The 18836-nt window shown below is 67.6% G+C and carries 21 protein-coding genes and 1 tRNA gene; 13 read left to right on the plus strand and 9 right to left on the minus strand.

Annotated features, from left to right (window positions below; translation table 11 throughout):
- Positions 1 to 467 precede the first annotated feature (467 nt).
- Positions 468 to 917, plus strand: a complete 450-nt coding sequence (locus KIK05_RS24475; protein ID WP_214413164.1) for a hypothetical protein — start codon at positions 468 to 470, stop codon at positions 915 to 917.
- Between the two features lie 242 nt (positions 918 to 1159).
- Here the strand turns inward: KIK05_RS24475 and KIK05_RS24480 are convergent, their stop codons facing one another.
- From KIK05_RS24480 to KIK05_RS24490, 3 genes are all read right to left on the minus strand, one after another.
- A complete protein-coding gene (locus KIK05_RS24480; RefSeq protein ID WP_250563374.1) occupies positions 1160 to 1753 on the minus strand; it encodes a TetR/AcrR family transcriptional regulator in 594 nt (197 codons plus the stop codon).
- On the minus strand, positions 1750 to 3054 hold the full coding sequence (locus tag KIK05_RS24485; protein WP_214413165.1) for a phenylacetate--CoA ligase family protein: 1305 nt from the start codon (positions 3052 to 3054) through the stop codon (positions 1750 to 1752). Before KIK05_RS24485 ends, KIK05_RS24480 begins: the two co-directional genes overlap by 4 nt.
- 159 nt (positions 3055 to 3213) lie before the next feature.
- Positions 3214 to 3438, minus strand: a complete 225-nt coding sequence (locus KIK05_RS24490; RefSeq protein ID WP_214413166.1) for a hypothetical protein — start codon at positions 3436 to 3438, stop codon at positions 3214 to 3216.
- A 392-nt stretch (positions 3439 to 3830) separates the two neighbouring features.
- Between KIK05_RS24490 and KIK05_RS24495 the strand changes: the two genes are divergently transcribed.
- From KIK05_RS24495 to KIK05_RS24510, 4 genes are read left to right on the plus strand one after another with little or no spacing between them, the layout of a single operon-like run.
- Complete coding sequence (locus KIK05_RS24495; RefSeq protein WP_308250091.1) at positions 3831 to 4268, plus strand: TIGR03668 family PPOX class F420-dependent oxidoreductase; 438 nt, start codon at positions 3831 to 3833, stop codon at positions 4266 to 4268.
- Positions 4269 to 4287: 19 nt separating this feature from the next.
- Positions 4288 to 4815: a SigE family RNA polymerase sigma factor gene (locus KIK05_RS24500; protein ID WP_308250092.1), complete on the plus strand. Its 528-nt coding sequence runs from the start codon at positions 4288 to 4290 to the stop codon at positions 4813 to 4815.
- The gene (locus KIK05_RS24505; protein ID WP_214413167.1) at positions 4812 to 6140 is read left to right on the plus strand and encodes a TolB-like translocation protein; all 1329 of its coding nucleotides are present in this window, start codon (positions 4812 to 4814) and stop codon (positions 6138 to 6140) included. Before KIK05_RS24500 ends, KIK05_RS24505 begins: the two co-directional genes overlap by 4 nt.
- A gap of 10 nt (positions 6141 to 6150) precedes the next feature.
- The gene (locus KIK05_RS24510) at positions 6151 to 6606 is read left to right on the plus strand and encodes a MaoC family dehydratase (protein WP_214413168.1); all 456 of its coding nucleotides are present in this window, start codon (positions 6151 to 6153) and stop codon (positions 6604 to 6606) included.
- Here the strand turns inward: KIK05_RS24510 and KIK05_RS24515 are convergent.
- Positions 6603 to 7229, minus strand: a complete 627-nt coding sequence (locus KIK05_RS24515; protein ID WP_214413169.1) for a response regulator — start codon at positions 7227 to 7229, stop codon at positions 6603 to 6605. The two genes, KIK05_RS24510 and KIK05_RS24515, sit on opposite strands and share 4 nt — an antisense overlap.
- The gene (locus KIK05_RS24520; RefSeq protein ID WP_250563375.1) at positions 7226 to 8545 is read right to left on the minus strand and encodes a sensor histidine kinase; all 1320 of its coding nucleotides are present in this window, start codon (positions 8543 to 8545) and stop codon (positions 7226 to 7228) included. The genes KIK05_RS24515 and KIK05_RS24520 overlap by 4 nt, the downstream gene beginning before the upstream one ends.
- Before the next feature lie 97 nt (positions 8546 to 8642).
- Here KIK05_RS24520 and KIK05_RS24525 point away from each other — a divergent pair, with 97 nt between their 5' ends.
- Entirely contained in the window at positions 8643 to 9245 is a 603-nt protein-coding gene (locus tag KIK05_RS24525) for a hypothetical protein (protein ID WP_308250093.1), read from the plus strand.
- A gap of 36 nt (positions 9246 to 9281) precedes the next feature.
- On the opposite strand, the gene KIK05_RS24530 is transcribed toward KIK05_RS24525, so the two are convergent.
- Positions 9282 to 9872 carry a sensor histidine kinase gene (locus tag KIK05_RS24530; RefSeq protein ID WP_214413171.1) on the minus strand — a complete coding sequence of 197 codons (591 nt, stop codon included), beginning with the start codon at positions 9870 to 9872 and terminating at the stop codon, positions 9282 to 9284.
- Between the two features lie 208 nt (positions 9873 to 10080).
- Between KIK05_RS24530 and KIK05_RS24535 the strand changes: the two genes are divergently transcribed.
- Positions 10081 to 10317, plus strand: coding sequence for an RNA-binding S4 domain-containing protein (locus KIK05_RS24535; RefSeq protein ID WP_308250094.1), 237 nt, complete (start codon positions 10081 to 10083; stop codon positions 10315 to 10317).
- Positions 10318 to 10473: 156 nt separating this feature from the next.
- A tRNA-Arg gene (locus KIK05_RS24540) sits at positions 10474 to 10546 on the plus strand.
- Between the two features lie 305 nt (positions 10547 to 10851).
- Here KIK05_RS24540 and KIK05_RS24545 read toward each other — a convergent pair.
- Positions 10852 to 11805: an ArsR/SmtB family transcription factor gene (locus KIK05_RS24545; protein WP_214413172.1), complete on the minus strand. Its 954-nt coding sequence runs from the start codon at positions 11803 to 11805 to the stop codon at positions 10852 to 10854.
- A 71-nt stretch (positions 11806 to 11876) separates the two neighbouring features.
- Between KIK05_RS24545 and KIK05_RS24550 the strand changes: the two genes are divergently transcribed.
- Positions 11877 to 13139: an MFS transporter gene (locus tag KIK05_RS24550; RefSeq protein WP_214413173.1), complete on the plus strand. Its 1263-nt coding sequence runs from the start codon at positions 11877 to 11879 to the stop codon at positions 13137 to 13139.
- A gap of 341 nt (positions 13140 to 13480) precedes the next feature.
- Here the strand turns inward: KIK05_RS24550 and KIK05_RS24555 are convergent, their stop codons facing one another.
- Complete coding sequence (locus KIK05_RS24555) at positions 13481 to 14305, minus strand: MBL fold metallo-hydrolase (protein ID WP_214413174.1); 825 nt, start codon at positions 14303 to 14305, stop codon at positions 13481 to 13483.
- A 44-nt stretch (positions 14306 to 14349) separates the two neighbouring features.
- Between KIK05_RS24555 and KIK05_RS24560 the strand changes: the two genes are divergently transcribed.
- The gene (locus tag KIK05_RS24560; RefSeq protein WP_214413175.1) at positions 14350 to 14784 is read left to right on the plus strand and encodes a MerR family transcriptional regulator; all 435 of its coding nucleotides are present in this window, start codon (positions 14350 to 14352) and stop codon (positions 14782 to 14784) included.
- Between the two features lie 168 nt (positions 14785 to 14952).
- On the opposite strand, the gene KIK05_RS24565 is transcribed toward KIK05_RS24560, so the two are convergent.
- A complete protein-coding gene (locus tag KIK05_RS24565; RefSeq protein ID WP_214413176.1) occupies positions 14953 to 15969 on the minus strand; it encodes an AraC family transcriptional regulator in 1017 nt (338 codons plus the stop codon).
- Between the two features lie 208 nt (positions 15970 to 16177).
- Between KIK05_RS24565 and KIK05_RS24570 the strand changes: the two genes are divergently transcribed.
- The 3 genes from KIK05_RS24570 (at position 16178) to KIK05_RS24580 (ending at position 18825) form a co-directional block, all read left to right on the plus strand.
- Positions 16178 to 16498: an EthD family reductase gene (locus tag KIK05_RS24570; RefSeq protein WP_214413177.1), complete on the plus strand. Its 321-nt coding sequence runs from the start codon at positions 16178 to 16180 to the stop codon at positions 16496 to 16498.
- 540 nt (positions 16499 to 17038) lie between these two features.
- Positions 17039 to 17884 (plus strand): peptidoglycan-binding domain-containing protein, encoded by an 846-nt coding sequence (locus tag KIK05_RS24575; RefSeq protein WP_214413178.1) that lies wholly within the window; start codon positions 17039 to 17041, stop codon positions 17882 to 17884.
- A gap of 41 nt (positions 17885 to 17925) precedes the next feature.
- Complete coding sequence (locus KIK05_RS24580; RefSeq protein ID WP_214413179.1) at positions 17926 to 18825, plus strand: peptidase inhibitor family I36 protein; 900 nt, start codon at positions 17926 to 17928, stop codon at positions 18823 to 18825.
- The last annotated feature ends 11 nt before the right edge of the window (positions 18826 to 18836 follow it).

Here is an 18836-nt window from a genome sequence, read left to right on the forward strand (position 1 = left end):
GCCGCCCGCTCCGCCCGGCCGGGCGTGCGGCGTGGACGCCGGTCCCGGCCGGCGGCGGGAACGCGGGCCGCCCGCCGCACCCAGCACCCGCCGCACCAACCCGCACCCGCCGACCAGAAGACGCGCCGCCGCCCAACCAGCCTCACATCATCGGCATGCGCCGTCTCCCTTCGGTCGGCTTCCCGCCGTGGTGGCTGAGCCATGAGTCGGCCATCACACCCACTCAGGTTGCGATCGCGCTGTGGCTGGACATCGTTTCGGGGTTGAGGGCGATCGAAGGACTGGGACTTCGTTCCTCAGCCCCAGTCCAGCGGGCAGCGACAGTCACCGTTGCGAGTCGGGCCCAGGGGTAATGGTCGAGGCAGACGGGACAGCGAGGCTTGGGAGCCGTGCCCAGGTGCTGAACCCTGCTCTAGCCTTCTCACCCGCAAGCCGCCAGACTGGTCGGAGACCTTCGAGGGAGTCAAATGACCGAGATGCTTGCATCAGAGTCGAGGCGGAAGCAGCTACTGCGTAAGCCACTACTCTTGGCGCTGGCCTTCGCCATCGTGCTCGTTACCGGGTTCGTGCTTCTCAACCGCGACGACTACGAACAGGCCGACCTCCGGTTCGTCACCAGCCAGATTCAGAAACACAAGGTCCAGAGCGCCACCATCAGGGACGAGCAGCGCATCGAAATCACAACCATCGATGGCCGACGCTTCCATGCGGAATTGGAGACACCCAGCCAAGCAGCAGAGTTGGCTAATGCCCTACAAAAAGCTCAGCCAGCCGAAGGATACAGCGTCTCCACGTCGACGACCCTCTTCCCGGTCCTGTTCGGTCCCCTTGTCCTGGGGATCTTCATGGTAGGGGCGCTAGTTGCAGTTCTAGTTGCAGTCCCCCGGCGTGCCAAGCGGTTCCAGAGGGACCATTAAGCGCTGTAGGTCCATATTGCACAGATATGGACGGCCAAGATCCGAGCTGCTAATGCGGTTTGGGTCTACAGCCCATCCGGGGTTCAAATCCCCGAGCCTCCGCTCTTTAGAGGCCCTCTCTCGGATCCCGAGGGAGGGCCTTTTTGATCTCCATGCGCTCGCTCCTGTCTCTTATCGAGGAGCCCGTGGGCATGGCCGTGTTACGCCGGCCACCTCAAGGACCGAAGGCTGTCGTGACGGCTCTAGTTCACAGAGCTCTCGAGATGGGCGAGCGCGCTGTCCAACAGCGCCGGGGCGTCCATCTCCGGGTCCTTGGCCCAGTCCAGCCAGACTGACAGCAGGACGCCGAACACCGCACCTGCGACGGCCCGCACTCGGTCGTCGTGTTGCGGACGGCCGAGCCTGGCTGCGACCAGTTCGGTGAGCGTCTGCTTGGTCCTGGTGATGTTGGCGAGGCTGGCCGCCCACAGCGAGGGGACGCTGAGCACCAGCGCCTGGCGCTCCTGCTTCGCGGTGACCTCTGCGTCGGCCAGGTCGGTGAACACGGCCCGGAAGGCGTTGCGTAGCGCCGACACCGGACCGAGTTCCGGCGGCTGGGCTACGCACGCCTCGGCGATGAGGGTGTCGTAGTCGTCGAGGGTGACCAACGCTTCCTTGGTCGGGAAGTAGCGGAACACCGTCCGGTGCGAGACGTCGGCCGCTTGGGCGATCTGCTCGACGCTGGTGGCGTCGTAACCCTGCTCACGGAACAGGCGCAGCGCATGCCGCTGGATGGCGGCGCGAGTGCCGGCCTTCTTGCGCTCCCGCAGTCCGGACGGCTCGGAATCTGACATCATGCGAAATCCTTCAGCGGGATGACCGTCCGATACTTTCCGCCGGGGGATTGCTGCGGCGGCTCCTCAGCGCGTTCCAGGATGACATGGTCCAGCTTGTGGTCGGCGAGCAGGCCGCCGATCCCGTCACGCACCGTCCTCCACACCGTTTCCGGATCCGCCCCGGGCAAGGGCAGCAGCCGTATGCGCAGGCTCGCCGGGCTGGTTTGGACGATCTGGTAGAGCTGCACTCCTGGCGTGCGGTCCACCAGGGTGTTGAGCATCAGCGGCGCGATGACGACCTCACCCCGTCCGGTGGTGAACGTGAGTAGGTTGGCCACGCGTCCCTGTACCCGTATGGCCGGCAGGGGGTTGCCGCACGGACACGGGTCAGGCCGTTGTAAGACGCTGTCGCCGAGGTCGTAGCGCAGGATCGGCTGTACTCGGTTGGCCAGATTGGTCACCAAGACGGTGTGGGATGGCCTGCCCGGCGGGGTCGGGGAGTAGTCGGCTTCGACCGGTTCGACCAGGGCCCAGTCGCTGTTGACGTGATACCAACCGTGCGCGCAGCCCTCGGTGAGGAAGGGACACTCGCTGGCGCCGTAGGTGTCGCGTACCTTGGCTTCGAAGGCGCGGGCCATCCGCGCGTAGTCACCGCTGGTCAGCGTCTCGCCGGCGGGTTCAACCACTACCGGCGCGATGCGCAGCCGTCTCGACTCCTGCTCGGCGGCGAGCATGCTGAGGACACTGCCGTATCCGAGCAGGAGGGCGGGGCGGAACTGGTTGAGCGCCTCGACCAGTGCACCGAGAGGGGTGTGCACGGAGAAGAGGCGGATGGCCTTGCGCTGTAGCCGATGTGCGTGCATGCGGGCGGCGCCGGCCGAGACCAGGAAATGGCCGTTCGTCGCGGCCACGATGGCCATCCGTCCGCCGCCTGCCACGATCCGGGCGATATCGGCGAGGTCGAGCCAGGACCCCATCATCCGCATGCTGAGGGCGTAGTTGACGGCGATGTCGCGATCGTCCTTGATGAAGATCGCGGGATTTCCTGTCGTGCCTGAGGTGGTGACCAGCAGGTATCGGTCGAGGAACCGTTCACCTACCAATTGCGGATCTGCGGCGAAGGTGCGCGCCCGTGCCAGCGTTACCTCACGGTCGGTGGCCCAATCGTCGTAGTGCGCCATCAGCGCCTTCTTGTCGGTGACGGGCAGCGATGCGGAGTCGTCGATACCGGGAGCCAGGCCGCTGTAGAGATCGCGGTAGTAGGGCGAGCTGGTGCGGGCGTGCTCGACGATCTCGGCGAGCCGCCGTCGCTGGACCGCCATCCACTCATGGCGCCTTCTTGCGCGGTGTGCGTCTCGCAGTAGCCGTGGAACGCTGTCCTTCATACCGAACATTATGTCACTTGAATGTCAAATGTCATTTGAATGACAGATTTGACGGCCCAGGAAGTCGCAGGAGACCGCCCCACCCACCTCAGAGGCTCACGAGAGGGGGGCGGTCTCCTGGTCGGGAGGGGAGGCCTCGGCGGGGGTACGGTGGGCGAGTTCGGCGAGGGCCGTCAGTAGGAGGTCCGCCGTGGGCCAGTGGCGGCGGCCGTTCTGTCCCAGTTCGACGGCGAGCTCGGTGACGTCGGCGGCGGTGTGGCCGAGGGCGGTGGCGATCTGCTTGGCGGCGATGAGGAGCTCGTGGTCACGCGGAGAGGGCACGGGGTCCATGGTGGAAAGCCTCTCGAAACGTTCGGACCATCGCCAGAGCCGCACGTGACGGCCAGGTTCCCGGGGCCGGAAAATTCCCGCCTCCGCAGAAGGAATATCGATCCGGGGCATGGGATCATGGTTTGTCACGGTCCAGGCATCCCCCCATCCTGGAAGAACAGGCAGCAGCCCATGGATACCTCCCCCGAGTCGCCGCCGCTTCCGCGGCGTGACGAAGCCGATCGCTGCGATGAGACGGATGCGGACCGCCGCTGCGTCCTTCCGCCCGGTCATCCGGGCGAGCACGTCTATCCCCGTTCGCCCGAGGGCTGACCGGGCTCCCGGACGGACGGTGTCCGGCGTCGATCACGGACGGCGGGGGTTCGACGTGCTTTGATGCGTGAGTGGACCAGGTCAGAGGCGGCACCGATGATGGCGCGCGGCTGATGTTGGCGGACGCCCGTGTGGCGCGGCTGGCCACCGTGGACGAGGCCGGGCTGCCGCACCTCGTCCCGGTGACCTTCGCCCTCGACGGCGATCGCGTCGTGACCGCGATCGACCACAAGCCCAAGACGACGACCCGGCTGCGGCGTCTGCACAACATCAGGGCCAACCCGAACGTCTGCCTGCTGGTGGACCACTACGAGGAGGACTGGTCGCGGCTGTGGTGGGTGCGGGCCGACGGGTTCGCCACGATCTTGGAGGACGACGAGGAGCGCCGGCCCGCCCTCGCTCCCCTTCTCGCCAAATACCCCCAGTACGCCGGCCACGTCCCCGAAGGCCCGGTCATCGCGATCCAGATCACCCGGTACGCGAGCTGGTCCTCTTCGGATTCGTCCTGACGGATGCAACAGAACCGGCGTGCCGCACGTCCCTGGAGTCGTGGAGCTGGCCACCGATTTCGATGAGTTCGTACGGGCACGCGGCGGCGCGTTGTACCGATACGGCTTCGTGCTGACCGGAAACGCCGAGGACGCGGGCGATCTCGTCCAGGAGGCGCTGATGCGCCTGGGCGACGCCTGGCCGAGGGTCCGGAACAAGGACGACCCCGAGGGGTACGTCCGGACGGTCATGGCGCGACTGCACATCAGCTGGTGGCGCCGCAGGCGCAGAGAGCAGTTGGTGCCCGTCGTGCCGGAGACGAGGTACACCGACCAGGAGATCGAACGGCTGGGCGGGGACTCGGGCATGTGGGCGGCGTTGCGGGGGCTGCCGCGCAAGCAGCGGGCGGTGCTCGTGCTGCGTTACTTCGAGGACCTCGCCGACCAGGAGATCGCGGACATCCTCGGCATCTCGCGGGGAACCGTACGCAGCCAGGCGGCCCGGGCTCTCGGCAAGCTCCGCGTGCAAGAGGGCGAGATCGAAGTCGAGGCGGGGAAGTCGAGATGACGCAGAGATCAGAACAGGACCTGGCCCGAACCCTCCGGGCCGCCGCCGGTCTGGCGCCGGAGCCGGTGGCCGACCTCACCGTCGCCGTGGCGGCGCGCAGGCGCAGCAGGAGGCGGGCCCGCGTGCGTACGACGCTGGTGGTGGCGGGTGTGGCCGTCGCGGTGGGCTGCGGCACGGTCGTCGCGGCAGGCTCCTTCCCCTTCAGGGGCGGGGAAGGGGGCACCGTCGGCGTGGCGGTGGCCACGCCGACGCCGAGTGAGATCCCGTCCACGACGCCGGAGGGAGCGTCCATGAAAGTGAAGCCGGCCGCGGAGGTGTGGCCGGAAGCGGTGTTCAAGATGCCGGCCAAGGCCGCCGACGGCTGGCGGTACCGTCCGGTGACGGCGTTGAGCCCCACCGAGGTGCTGCTGTTCGCCGAGTCGTCCTTCGAGAAGGCCGGCCGGCTCGAGGTTTACGACCAGACGACCAAGCGGTTCTCCGTCCTGGCCGAGACGCCGCCCACGGAGGGGCTGAAGAAGTACTTCATCCAGGAAGCCGAGGTCGACAGCCGGAACATCGCCTATTACGCCACCGCCCAGAAGCCCGACGGGACGCCGGTGGCCGAGTTCTGGGTCGTCCCGCGCAGCGGCGGAAAGCCCACTCTGGTCACCACGATCGACGGTGAGCAGGCGGCAGACGTGGTCTCCGTCGCCCTCGCCGGTGATCACCTGGCCTGGTCGCTGAGAAAGGGCGGGGTCTACCGGGTGCCGCTGGCCGGCGGTGATGCCGAGAAGGTGCCAGGATCGGACGGACTTCAGGTGCTGTCCTGGCCCTGGGCGGCCGACGCGCGCGCCATCGGTGACGAGCCCGGCCCGGGCAACCAGAGCCGGCTGCTCAACCTGGAGACCGGAGAACGCAGGTCGATCGAGAACGCCGACGGTCTGAAGCTCCTGCGCTGCGGTCCGGCCCTGTGTTACGGCAACCGCGACGGCGGCCGGACGCCTGCGGGCGTGGTGCAGGGCGTCGACGGGGCGGACCGCCGTGAGCTGCCGGGACTCGACGGCGACGGCTCGCCGCCGATCGCCGACAGGTTCGTGCTCTTCGGCGGGATCAACGCCGTGGAAGGCGGTCAGGACGACCCTGCCTCGGCGCCGGTGGCCGTAATCTACGACCGGGTCACCGGGACGCTGGGGGGCATCGGCTTCAGGACGAAGGACGGTTCGGGCGGATACGGCAGAGGGACGTCCTCATCGCCCAGCCTGATCTTCTACTGGGGGGTCGACCGTCTGGACAAGCCGGCGGAGTACTGGGTGCTCAACCTGGCCGCCGTCCATTCGGCAGAATAATATTCCGCCTATGCGGATCTTCTCCAACCTGAGCGAATTGAAGGCGGCCAAGGGCGAGCACCTCGGGTACACCGAGTGGCGCGAGGTCACCCAAGAGCAGGTCAACCTGTTCGCCGACGCGACCGACGACCACCAGTGGATCCACGTCGACGTCGAGAAGGCCAAGGAAGGGCCGTTCGGCGGCCCGATCGCCCACGGGTACCTCAGTCTCGCCCTGCTGCCGTCGTTCATGCAGCAGCTGTTCCGGGTCGAGGGACTGAAGATGGGCATCAACTACGGGCTCAACAAGGTGCGCTTCCCCGCCCCCGTCCCGGTGGGCGCCAAGATCCGCGCGGGGGCCGAGGTGGTCGACGTGAAGGGCACTCCCTCAGGCACTCTGTCGAACCTGCGCATCACCATCGAGGTGGAGGGGCAGCCCCGGCCCGCCTGCATCGCCGAGTCGCTCTCGCTGTACATCGTCGACTAGAAGGCGTCCAAGCCGGGGTACAGGATGGCGGCCTGGACGCGGCTGCGGACCCCCAGCTTCCCCAGCACCCGGCTCACATGGGTCTTCGCCGTGGCCTCGGTCATGTCGAGCTCCCGCGCGATCTCGGCGTTCGACAGCCCGCGCGCCACGCAGGCCAGCACCTCGCGCTCCCGCGGGGTGAGGACGCCGAGGTCGTACGGCTTGGGCTCGCTCGTCCGCGCGAACGCCGCGATGAGGCGGCGGGTGACCGAAGGGGAGATGAGCCCGTCGCCGCGCGCCACCAGCCGTACGGCCTGGACGAGTGCGTCGGCGTCGGTGTTCTTGAGGAGGAACCCCGAGGCGCCCGCGCGGAGCGCTCCGAAGACGTACTCGTCCAGATCGAACGTCGTCAGGACCAGCACGTCCGCGATGCCGCTCAGCTCGCGGGTGGCCGAGATGCCGTCGAGCCGGGGCATGCGGATGTCCATCAGTACGACGTCGGGGCGCAGGTCGCGTGCCATGCGGACGGCGGCCTCCCCGTCGGCCGCCTCGCCGACCACCTCCATGTCGGCCTGCCCTTCGAGGATCAGGACGACACCCGCGCGTACGGCCGCGTGGTCGTCGGCCACGAGCACCCTGATCATCGCCCGCCCCCGCCGGGCGAGTACAGGGCCGGTGAGGGGGACTCGGCGGCGGGCAGCCTGGCGGTGACCCGCCAGCCGTGACGCGCCGCACCGTCGTCCGAGCCGGACGAGAAAGCGCCGCCATCCGAGCCGGCCGACAACGAGCCGTCGCCCTGATCGGCGAGGCGCGAGCCGTCGTCCCGGCCGTAGGAGAACGAGCCGTCGTACGCTCCGCGGGAGAACGAGCCGTCGTACGCTCCGCGGGAGAACGAGCCGTCGTACGCTCCGGCGGAGAACGAGCCGCCGACGAGGGCCGCTCGTTCCGCCATGCCGATCAGCCCGGTGCCCGAGCCGGGCAGGGCGGCCGGTGCGGCGGCGGGAGGGTTCTCCACGGTGAGGACCACCTCGTCCCGTCCGTAGTCGATGGTCACGTTCGCCGGACCGGTGCCGTGTTTGAGGGCGTTCGTCAGAGCCTCCTGGAGGATGCGGTAGCCCGCCAGCTCGATGGGAAGGGCGAGATCGCGGGGCGTCCCGGAGACCGTCAGGTCGATCGACATCCCGGCGTGGCGGGAACGTTCGACCAGGTCGGCCGCGTCCCTCAGGCGATTCCCCACCGGCTCGACGTCGTCGCCCTCCGCGCGCAGCAGTCCGATCATCGTGCGCATCTCGGCCATGCCGCGCACGCTGTTCTCCCGGATCGACTCCAGCACCCTGCGCACCGCCTCCCCGTCGAGATCCTTCCGCGCGATGACCGCGGCCGACTGGATCGCGACGGCGCTGAAATGGTTGGCGATCATGTCGTGCAGCTCGCGGGCCATGCGGGTACGTTCGCTCGTCACCGCGGCCTGGCGGTCGAGCTCGGCCAGGCGCGCCACCTGCTCGGCCCGCGCCCGCTCGGCGATGGCCTGGTCCCGGTGCTGCCTGATGGCGAGTGCGGTCAGGGTCGGGGTGGTGAGGACCAGGGCGGCCTGGATCCCGTACACCGCCAGAGCCATCCAGTCACGGGTGAGGAACCCGGCGATCGCCCCGATCACGACGGACAGCACCGAGGTGACGCCGAGCAGCCAGTCGGCGAGCCGCCGGGGACCGTACAGGGCCGCCGCGTAGAGATTGTCGGTGAAGATCAGGACCGTTGCCAGGGACGGGCCGATCGCGATGTCGCCGCTGATCGCGGCCACGCCGAGGACGAGCGCCGCCATCGGCGACCGTCGCCGTACCAGTACGCCGAGGCAGGTGACCGCCAGCGGGATCACCAGCAGGGGCACCGAGTAGGTCGGGTGAACGTACGCGCCACCGGCGATCAGGACGAGACCGCCGGCGAAAGCCCCCGCAGCCATCAAGGCGTCCTGCCGACCCGCGTCCATGTCCCTCATCCCACCACGCGGGCTCATCCCGCGTGACCGCCTCGGGGACGGCCGGCGCCTACATCTTTGTGTGTACGCCCGGATCCTCACCGCCGACGACGCGGGCGACGGCGGCCTGGCCGAGGCTGAGAACGTGATTCTGGCTGTCATCGTGGGATGCGAGATCGGGTTCTGGGTGCTGCTGCTCCTCGGCCTGCTGGCACGGTACGCGCTGCGCCTGCGCCGTCTGGGCGGCGCGCTGCTGCTCTGCGTGCCCCTCGTCGACGTCGTGCTGCTCGTCGCCGTGGTCATCGACCTGCGGGCGGGAGGGACGGCGTCCTGGAGCCACGGGCTGGCGGCGGCCTACATCGCCTACTCGGTGGTGTTCGGGCACCGTACGCTCCGCTGGGCCGACCAGGTGGCCGCCCACCGCCTCTCCGGCGGCCCACCGCCGTGGAAACCGCCGGCCGGGGGGATGGCGAGGGCACGGTACGAGTGGGGGATCTGGCTGCGGGTAGTGCTCGCGTACGGCATCGCGTGCGGACTCCTGTGGATCACGATCGAGGTCATCGGCGACCCGGCGCGTACGGGGGAGCTGTCGGCGTTCATGCTCGGCCTGGGCAAGGTGCCGGCGATCGCCGTCCTCTGGCCGCTCAGCTACACGCTGTTCCCGAAGAAGGTCGGCACACGGTGACGGTCCGCCGGCTTCCAGGGGCCGGAGTGGTGGCTCTCAGAACGGAGCCGGATCCGTCCGGAAGGGCGGCTCCGCGTGGACGTCCGCCCGGAAGGGCAGCTCCGCGTGGACGCGCCAACCGCCCTGGTACGGCCCGGCCGTCAGCGAGCCGCCGAGCTTGCCGGCGCGGCGGCGCATGGCCTCCACGCCCTCCTGACGCCCCTTGACCGGCGGTCTTCTTCCGCTCATCGAGCTGTCCACGGTGACGAGGAGCCGGTCGGGACGGTACTCCAGCATGACGGTGGCGCTGGCCGTACCGTGCTTGAGCACGTTCGTGAGCGCCTCATGGATGATCCGCATGCCGGCCAGGTCGACCGGGTCGGGGAGGATCCGGGGCGGTCCGGCCACATGTAGACGGATCGAGAGTCCCTCCTGGCGGGAAGCCTGCACGAGGTCGGCCAGCGAGGGCCGGGGATAGTCGTACTGCGTGCGGAGCAGCAGGCGATGGAGATGCCTGACACGCTCGGCGTGCGCCCGGACGGCCGCTGTCCGCTTGCGTCGCTTCAGGAGCAGCGCCGTCACGATCAGCACGGCGCCCAGGCAGGTCAGCGCGACCGCTACGACGACTTGCGTAGGGAGATCGCCCATGCCGTGCAACTTCCTGCCCTCAATCCGCAGTACTGGCCCGAGGGCCACCCCGTGACCCGAGAGGTTCATTGCCGTCGACCTCCGCCGCCACGCCCGGGAGCGCGAAAGTTTACGGATGTATTGTCCGGTTCGGACGGGGTTGGGGCGCCTTCCGGTGTTGTCCGCTGCTGCGGTGAGGCGTGGGGGCCGTCCTGCCTATGCTGAGGGCGTGGACGAGAACTTCATAGAGGAGACCTTTCAGCTGCGCACGGACTACATCCCTCTGTGCGACCTGCTGAAGTTCTGCTCGATCACCGAGAGCGGCGGCGAGGCCAAGCACTTCATCGCCGAGGGCAACGTCATGGTCGACGGCGAGGTCGAGCTCCGCAAGACCTGCAAGATCAGAGCCGGGCAGATCGTGAGCGGCCTCGACTTCGAGATCCGCGTCATCGCCCCCTCCTCCTGAACCAGCCCGCCCGCCCCTCCTGGACCAGCCCCGCCCGCCGGCCGGACGCCTGATCCGCACAGCCCCCTCACCCCTGCTCCGACGCCCCATCCACCCCGCTTCCGTTATCTGGTTCGGCGCACTCCCCAAAACCCGCTATGCTTATCCACGTCGCAAGCGGCCGTAGCTCAATGGATAGAGCATCTGACTACGGATCAGAAGGTTAGGGGTTCGAGTCCTCTCGGCCGCGCAGCAGGTGAAAGGCCCTTCGGGATGATCCCGGAGGGCCTTTTGCATGGCCATACGGCAGCGTTGTACAGCAACGAGGCCACACGCGGACGATCGTGCGTGGACATCACGCGTCGAGGTTGGCAGCTTTCCGCGGGAGCTCGATGACGCCCGCTCAGGCTTGGGAGGCCGACGGCTCGCTCAGGCGCCGGCGGCCATGACACAGGTCAGGTCGAAGCAGAGGGCTACCGAATTCGGTCGACGAGTTGTGGTGCCAATACCGTAAGCGCTGCTCCACCTCGTCCACTGTCGGCAACACCGGCCTAGCTAACGGCCATCAGTGGTGAGTTGCTCGCCCAGGCCGCTGCGCGCGTACAGAACGGTCCGGCCAGCTCGCACCCGTGTCACCAGGCCGGTCGCCAACAGCACGGCGAGATGTTGGGACACGGCGCTCGGTGTGACACCCAGGAGCCGGGCCAGCGATGCGGTGGACTCTGGAGTGTCCAGGGCAGCGAGTACGGTGGCCTTTGGTCGCCCGATCAAAGCAGCGAGAGAATCGGGCGCAGGCGCGGCGACCGTCTCCCACAAGGTGGCGACCCCGCGGGCCGGATAGTCGACCCGCGGCACCTCACCGATAGGCGCCGTTGCCTTGCGGCCGAACAGCGTAGGGCACAGGGTGAGGCCGCTCCCTGAGGGTACGCGGCTGTTGGTGCCCATCGGGTGCAGCCGGAGAATCCCGGAATCCCACGCCACGTTGGGGTGAAGACTCGCGAACAGCGCCGTCGCGCCGCCCTCGGCAAGCAGTTGCGCCCGGTAGAGGACGTCTGCCTCCAGCACCCCGCGCATCCTCGGCCAGTGCGGTTCCAGGGCTGAGTGCCAATATGCCTCGAGTGCGTCGGCGATGCGGTCACGCACTACGGCCGGATCACCGAGGAGTACCGTCGGCACGTCCTGACCCTGGTAGGCCGCCTCGATGTCCCGGCGCACTGTGGCCGGCTCGGTGGCACGGACGGTTTCCATCTCCTCCGCCAGGCTTGGCATACGCGACAGGGGACGCGGTGTGATGAAATCCGGCAGCCACCGGTGTTCACTGACCAGGGCGAGCAGCCTCTCAGCGTCAAGGTCGGCGAGATGTGTCCGGACCAGCCGCAACCACCGCAGGTGCAGCGGGAAGTCGCCGGGGTCGCGCAGCGCCCAGAGGCTGTGACAGGTCTCCTGTAGCGGAGAGATGGCGAACCGGACGCTCACCAGGTCATCCACGCCGAGGACGATTTCGATCATCGCTCCCCCCATGATTTAGGTGCAGTCTAAATTCCTACCGGGCGAAGCGGGGCAGCCATTTCAGTAGTGCCATGATCTTCAGGAAAACCATGGTCCTGCCGCCACGCGGGCCTCTGCGCGTATATGCCACCCTGACTTTCTTCGACGCCCTCGTACCGGGAATCATGCTTGCCGGCGACGTTCTCTTCTTCACCAAAGTCGCTGGGCTGGAGGCCGTGCAAGTTGGCATCGGCCTGTCGGTCGCCGCCCTTGTGGGACTCGCTGCGGCTGTGCCGACGGGCCGCCTCGGCGACAGCATCGGTCACCGGAAACTGCTGATCGGCATCAACCTGCTACGGGCCGTGATCCTTGGTGCGTACCAGCTCGTAGGCTCATTCCCCGCGTTTCTGGTGGTAGCCGCCCTTGCCGGACTCGCTGAAAGCGGCGTCGCCCCAGTACGCCAGGCATATCTCGGCACCATAACCACACAGGAGAACCGGGTGGCAACGCTCGCGTTCAATCGCGTCGTACGCAACATCGGCGCGACCCTGAGCACCCCGGCGCTCGGCGTCGCCCTCGCTGTCGACAGCGCAATCGCCTTCCGACTGCTGATCGGTGCAGGCGCGGTCAGTGTGCTCATCGTCGCGCTCATCGCGGTAAAGCTGCCAGAAACCCGAACTGCCGCGCCCGTTGTGGCGGACCACCCCGCCCCGAAGGCGATGGGGGTCATGCGCGATCGGCCCTACATCGGCCTCTCCCTTTTGAACGGATTCCTCATCCTGCACATGGAGCTCCTCGAAATCGGCGTGCCGCTGTGGGTCACCGGACACACCGACGCACCTGCGTGGGCCACGTCAGTGCTGCTCTTCGTCAATGTTCTGGTGGCGATCGGATTCCAAATGCAAGTAGGAAGGACGGTCACTGACGTGAAGTCGGCAGCCGGGGCCATGAGGCGCGGCGGCTATTCTCTCCTGTTCGCGTCCGTCATGTTCGCCCTCACCGGCTCACTCCCCTCGCTGGCCTGCGCAGTCGTACTGGCCGGCGCCGTCGTGCTCCTGACGCTCACCGAGCTGCTGCAGTCGGCCGGCTCCTGGGGACTTTCCTACGATCTTGCCGACACGCGCCGGCTCGGCGCGTACCAGGGCGCCTGGAGCGTGGGAACACAACTCGTCCGGTCCGGCGGGCCGTTCCTCATCACTCTCACCCTGTCCTCGAGGGAAGAAACCGGCTGGCTCGTCATCGGCATCGCATACGCGGCGGTGTCCACCCTGGCCGCTCCTTTGGCGCACCGTGCGGCGCGCGGCACGACACTGCAGGAGATCAGGACCGAACGGGTCGTGACCCATAGCACCTGATGGGCTACTGCTGTACAGCAGCTCGTACAGCGACACAGCCTTACGTGACCACATACCGGCGCACTCGATCCACCACCTGACCAGCCCTCGAGGCCGTCAAGGAGGCGCCTGCCCTTCCCTACGGATCAGAAGGTTAGGGGTTCGAGTCCTCTCGGCCGCGCCGCAGGTGAAAGGCCCTCCGGGATCATCCCGGGGGGCCTTTTGCGTGGCCGTACAGCGGCGTTGTATGCGCCGCAGTCTGGATGTCCAGTGGCAGGGATCAGGCCGCGCGATTACGCGTTGCTCTGGTGATGGCGCTTCGTCTCGCGCAACAGATCCGGCTGCCGCGTGGACCTGAGAATTTACTGCAGCACCATGGGTTGCCCGGGATGACGGTAGTGATGGAGTTCCCAGGGGTCGTGGGCGCTGAAGATCGACACCTGGTCGCCGTGGTGGCGGAGGAGTTCGCGTAGCCGAGCCTGAGTGCCGAGTCTGAGATCGTGGTGAACTTCTGAGCTGGTTTGCACCAGGTCCAGGAGCGGGTGAGGCTGGGGGTCGTCACCGAGTTCCCGATGGTAGTAGTAGGCGTCACCGCAGTGTAGGAGCCAGCGGTCGCCGTCCTGGACCGCCACTCCGGTGTGGCCGGCCGTGTGGCCGCCGAGCGGGACCAGGCGGATCTGCGGCGGAAGGCCCTGGGGCTGCAGGGACGTGAAGCCGAACCAGTCCTCGCCGGAGCCGGTGGGGTAGGTCACCCAGTTCGGATGGTGTGCCCAATGGGCCGGGCGATAGCGGAAGCTGGGCGCCTGGCTGAGCGCGGCTTCGAGCTCGGCCGCCAGGACGTGGACCTGGGCGGCAGGGAAGTCGGGCAGGCCACCGCAGTGGTCCACATCGAGGTGCGTCACGATGATGTGGCGTACGTCGCCAGGGTCGTACCCGAGCCGGGCGATCTGGCGTATGGCGGTTTCCTGCTCGTCCAGCACGGGCTGGGCCATCTCGACCCAGTCGGTACCGAGGGTATGGCTGGGGCTGCGTACATCGTCCAGGCCGAGACCGGTTTCGATGAGGACCAGTCCTTCGGAGTCGGTCTCGACCAACAGGCAGTGGTTGACGGCGTGCGCGGGGGCCGGGCCCGGGTAGGTGGCTTCGATCTGCCGTACGGACCCGCAGTTGAGGTGATGGATCTGCATGTTGGCTAGCCTGCTAGTTGAAGCGTGGTTCAAGTCAAGGAGGCATGGTGGGCGAGCAACTGCTGGACATCGCAGAGGTAGCCGAGCGTTCCGGACTGGCGGCGTCGGCGCTGCGGTTCTATGAGAAGCGGGGCCTCGTCGCCTCGGCGGGCCGCAACGGGTTGCGCCGGACCTACCACCCCGGGGTCCTCGATCATCTCGCCTTCATCACCTGCGCACGCGGCGCCGGGTTCACCATTGCCGAGATCGCCAGATTCCTGCGGGCGACCCCCGGCGACCTGGAGCTACGTACCCGCATGACGCGCAAGGCCGAGGAACTGGAGGAGGACATCGCCCGCTTGATCCGCATGCGCGACGGCCTCCGCCACGCCTCGACCTGCACGCACGAGCCGCTCGTGGAGTGCCCCGACTTCAAGCAGACCTTCCAACCCGGCGGCCCTCCCGCCCCCCTGAGACCAGTCCCTGTAGATCAGGCGTGATCCCGATGCACCGTGTTCGTGCAGTGAAGACGCCCTGCCAAACGGGCGGTTTGAGTCCTCTCGGCCGCGCGTACGGGAAAGGCCCGTCATCAGGGGAAGCCTGGGCGGGCCTTTCGCTTTGTCCGGGCGCCGCCTACCGTGCATCGGTCCCGACGGTGTCGTGGGTCATCAGCGACCTTGTATGTCCCGTCGCCAGCGAGCTGGTGGTGTGCCGTAGCGGTTCTTGAACGCGCGGCTGAATGCCGCCTCGGACGTGTAGCCGACTCTCTGCGCGATGGTCGTGATCGGAAGAGAGGTGTCGCGCAGCAGGTCGGTAGCGGCGTCCAGGCGTACGTGCGCGAGATAGGCGGCCGGCGGCATCCCGACGCGGCCGACGAACCGCGCGGCGAACGCCGACCGGGAAAGGTTGCACGCTCGGGCCAGCTCCTCGACCGTCCAGTCGTGGCCGGGATCTCGGTGGATGACACTCAAGGCCCGACCGATCTGCGGGTCGAACGCACCGGGCAGCCAGCTCGGTTCGGCGTCCCTGCCGGCGGCCCAGGCACGCAGAATCTGGATGAAGATCAGATCGAGGATGCGGGCGACCATCACCGCCGACCCTTGAGAGGGCGATTGCATCTCCAATAAGAGCATCCTGCGGGCGACTTCGAGCCCTTCGAGTGCTGGACCGTGGGCGCCGCGCAGGATGATCATGGCCGGGAGGCTCCCGAGCAGGTGGCTCGCCCGCGGGTCGCCGATCGTGAACGTTCCGCAGAGCCAGCGCGCCGGCGCCGGTGCGTCGTTCTCGGCCGCGCCGGCACTCACGGTCGCTTGCGCGCGCTTGCCCGTGTCGCTGATCTGGTGCGGGTCGCCGCGCGGCAGCAGGACGACATCGCCGCGGCTCACGTGCTCGACGTGCGGCTCTCCGTCGACCCGAAGCATGAGTTCGCCCTCTTCGATGATGTGCAGGCTGCCGACATCGGCGAAGCCGATCGAGAAGGTCCGCGGCGGAGCGTACGCGACGATCCGTTCTCCGCTCAGACGGACCCTGCGGAGCAGCTCCGAGAGCAAATCGTGCGACTGACTATCTGCGTCGAGGCCGAGCGCGGCATCTTCAAGCGCCGGCGGATCGGCAACCTCTTGCGGTCCCAGCAAATCGGCTGACGTCGCTGGACGATCAGCAAAATTTCCTGGCGGAGCGGTCATGGTCGCTGCCCATTCCTCTAACTACGATCGACGAACAGTGAGTGGGGCTAACAAACGGAACGAATTAGGACCGCGCTGAGCGCTCTGTGATGTGCCGACTTCTTCTATCGGAGAAGCGGCCGCGCTAGCGAAAGTTCGCCCGACATCATCACCCAATTCTGGGTCTGCTCGCTTGTATCAACCAAGTTTGACAAACAGGAGATCATCCATGACGCAGCAAGACAAGCCGACCAAGATCAGCTTCATCTATTCCAACCCCACCGACCCGGATGCGTTCGAGGCAGCTTACTCCGATCAGCTCGCGCTGGCGCGCAAGCTCCCCGGCCTGACTCGGCTGCAGGCGTCGAAGGTCTGGCCCAAGGAGGACGGCAGCCCGACTCCGGCGTACCGACTGCTGGACCTGTACTTCGCCGACTACGCGGCGGCCAGCGCCGCCGCCGCAGAGGCGGGTCCCCTCGTCGCCGCTACCCGGGAGCACGCCACCGGAGGCGTTCTGATCGCGTTCGCAGAAGTCCTCGAGGACGCCTAGGCCGAACGAGACGGATTCATTCCGTCGCTGCGGCGGCCAACGGTGACCGTCAACGGCGTGATCGTGCTAACGCGGATGCGAACGACGGCTCCGGACGAGCATGGACATGCAGGGACCACACGTCGAGCCGAACCCATCTCGAGCAGGCCCTGATATCTGCTGTGGACGGCCGTGGACGATGTTCGTTTGACTACGGATCGTTCGAGGCTTCTCAGCCGCGCGTACGAGAAAGGCCCGTCACCAGGGTGAACCTGGGACGGGCCTTTCTGCTTTCCATGTTCATGCGATGCCCTCCACCTGTGTGAATCTTCCCAGCGCCTCACCGCGCCAAGGCCGACGTGGCCGCGTCCACCGCCCACCGCCCTACGCCAGGTTGTGCGTCTCGCTCGTCGTCGGAGCACCTGTCACCCAGCGCGTACGCCTGTACGGAGAGCCTGTCGGACAGGCTGACAACACGATTTTCTTGTGGACAGCGTGAGCGACCCGAAACTGTGGGCTCCGTCACAGGAATCCTCCCAGCGCCTGTACCCAGGAGAAACGATGAAGCTGCCCGCATACGCTGCTGTCCCTGTGGCGGCCGCCCTGCTCGCTTCCTTGACGGGGTCGTCCGGGATGTCGGCGGCATACGCGGCCGACGCCAGGGCCCTTCCGAGCGTGAACATGGAAGCCACCGTCAAGGCAGCCCAGATCGACCCGCGGCGGCCCGACGACACGCTGACCCCGGGCGCCAAGGCCGGCGTGCTCCTCGTCGAGCAGGCGCTGTGCGACCGGGGCCTGCTCGACGCGAAGTGGGTGGACGGCTATTTCGGCACCACTACGGTCGCCGCCTTCGCGAAATTCCAGGAGTCGCTCGGCCTCACCGGTCTCGCCGCCAACGGACTGCCGGGCGAGGCATCACTCACCAAGCTCGGCACCGGCCGCTTCAAGGTCACCAACGTTATCGGCCCCGGTGCCCGGGTGTCCGCCGGCGGCGTCGTCATCGACGCCCGCACGCAGAGCATGCTGGCCGAGGCGAAGCGGCTGCTCGGCCGCAACCTCGTGCTGTTGCAGGGTTCGTACAACCCCGGTGGCGACCCCACGTCCGCAGGTACCCACGACGGCGGGGGCGTCGTCGACATCTCGGTCAAGGGGATGAACTCCGCCACCCGCATCGACGTCGTCCGTGCGTTGCGACGCGTCGGCTTCGCGGCATGGGTGCGTAGCCCCGACCAGGCCGGCTGGCCGTGGCACATCCACGCCGCCGCCATCAGCGACACCGACCTCTCCAGCCAGGCCCAGCACCAGATCGGTGACTACTACCTCGGTCTGAACGGGCTCGCCGGCCGTGGCCCGGACGACGGCCCGAAGGTCACCATCCGCACCTGGGAGGAGTACCGGCGCCGCTGACCATCCGAAACCCAGGCTGTACAAACACGAAGGAGAACACCATGGGAACGCTCAACAAGATCCTCACCACGGCGACCGCCGCGATGGCGCTGGGTGGGGCGGTGCTCGCCGCCGCCTCGCCCGCCTCGGCGGCGACCCGTAACGGCGTGTGCGAGACCGGCGAGTTCTGTTACTACTTCAACAGCGACAACCAGGGATCGCTCTCCGACTTCTCCGGATCCGTCGGCGACTACGGCACCGAGCAGCCCTCCTGTTTCGACTTCAAGGGACCCGGTACCGGCAAGGGCAAGTGCGTGAAGAACTCCGCCGCGTCCGTCTGGAACCGCAGCGGCCAGACCGTCCGCGTCTACTACAACAGCAATTACGGCGGCAGTACCTTCCAGGACTTCAAACCCGGCGCCAAGGGCAACCTCAACGCCGGCCTCAAGAACCAGAACGCCTCCCACCAGTTCATAAGCCCGTCGTCACCGGCACACGTCGACATGTCGTACGCGCTGTACCAGACCGGCGGCGGCCACATCAGCTGCCCCTTCGACGGTTACGTCCACACGCGCGGCCGACACGAGGGCATCGACATCGCCCGCAGCATAGGTTCGGATGTCCACGCCCTGGTCAGCGGACAGATCATCAACGTCGTGCGCGGGGCCAACGGCGGCTCGGGGCTCTCCACGATCGCCATCTACAACGCCTCGTTGAACAAGACGATCATCTACCTGCACTCCGCTCCGTTGTCCTCCCTGCGCGTGGGCCAGCAGATCTCGCGCGGCCAGGTCATCGCGGACGAGGCGTGGCACGGGGTGTCGTCCAGTGGGGCGGCGCACACCCACGTCGAGATGCGCCCTGGACGGCAGACGCTCGCCGCCAAGAGCGTCGGCGACCCGGTTCTGAGCAACCCGAACCCGAACTCGTTCTGGGTCTCCCAGGGCTACAACGTCCGCTAGCGGACTGCGGC

The organism is Sphaerisporangium fuscum (genome assembly GCF_018531465.1).
Lineage (GTDB): Bacteria > Actinomycetota > Actinomycetes > Streptosporangiales > Streptosporangiaceae > Sphaerisporangium > Sphaerisporangium fuscum.

Bases quoted from the DNA above. Each gene is read 5' to 3' on its own strand.
- KIK05_RS24580 (WP_214413179.1), top strand. From the start codon at position 17,926: ATGGGAACGCTCAACAAGATCCTCACCACGGCGACCGCCGCGATGGCG.
- KIK05_RS24515 (WP_214413169.1), bottom strand. From the start codon at position 7,229: ATGATCAGGGTGCTCGTGGCCGACGACCACGCGGCCGTACGCGCGGGT.
- KIK05_RS24570 (WP_214413177.1), top strand. From the start codon at position 16,178: ATGACGCAGCAAGACAAGCCGACCAAGATCAGCTTCATCTATTCCAAC.
- KIK05_RS24475 (WP_214413164.1), top strand. From the start codon at position 468: ATGACCGAGATGCTTGCATCAGAGTCGAGGCGGAAGCAGCTACTGCGT.
- KIK05_RS24480 (WP_250563374.1), bottom strand. From the start codon at position 1,753: ATGATGTCAGATTCCGAGCCGTCCGGACTGCGGGAGCGCAAGAAGGCC.
- KIK05_RS24550 (WP_214413173.1), top strand. From the start codon at position 11,877: ATGATCTTCAGGAAAACCATGGTCCTGCCGCCACGCGGGCCTCTGCGC.
- KIK05_RS24555 (WP_214413174.1), bottom strand. From the start codon at position 14,305: ATGCAGATCCATCACCTCAACTGCGGGTCCGTACGGCAGATCGAAGCC.
- KIK05_RS24565 (WP_214413176.1), bottom strand. From the start codon at position 15,969: ATGACCGCTCCGCCAGGAAATTTTGCTGATCGTCCAGCGACGTCAGCC.
- KIK05_RS24575 (WP_214413178.1), top strand. From the start codon at position 17,039: ATGAAGCTGCCCGCATACGCTGCTGTCCCTGTGGCGGCCGCCCTGCTC.
- KIK05_RS24560 (WP_214413175.1), top strand. From the start codon at position 14,350: ATGGTGGGCGAGCAACTGCTGGACATCGCAGAGGTAGCCGAGCGTTCC.
- KIK05_RS24530 (WP_214413171.1), bottom strand. From the start codon at position 9,872: ATGGGCGATCTCCCTACGCAAGTCGTCGTAGCGGTCGCGCTGACCTGC.
- KIK05_RS24505 (WP_214413167.1), top strand. From the start codon at position 4,812: ATGACGCAGAGATCAGAACAGGACCTGGCCCGAACCCTCCGGGCCGCC.
- KIK05_RS24520 (WP_250563375.1), bottom strand. From the start codon at position 8,545: ATGGCTGCGGGGGCTTTCGCCGGCGGTCTCGTCCTGATCGCCGGTGGC.
- KIK05_RS24485 (WP_214413165.1), bottom strand. From the start codon at position 3,054: ATGGCGGTCCAGCGACGGCGGCTCGCCGAGATCGTCGAGCACGCCCGC.
- KIK05_RS24510 (WP_214413168.1), top strand. From the start codon at position 6,151: ATGCGGATCTTCTCCAACCTGAGCGAATTGAAGGCGGCCAAGGGCGAG.
- KIK05_RS24545 (WP_214413172.1), bottom strand. From the start codon at position 11,805: ATGATCGAAATCGTCCTCGGCGTGGATGACCTGGTGAGCGTCCGGTTC.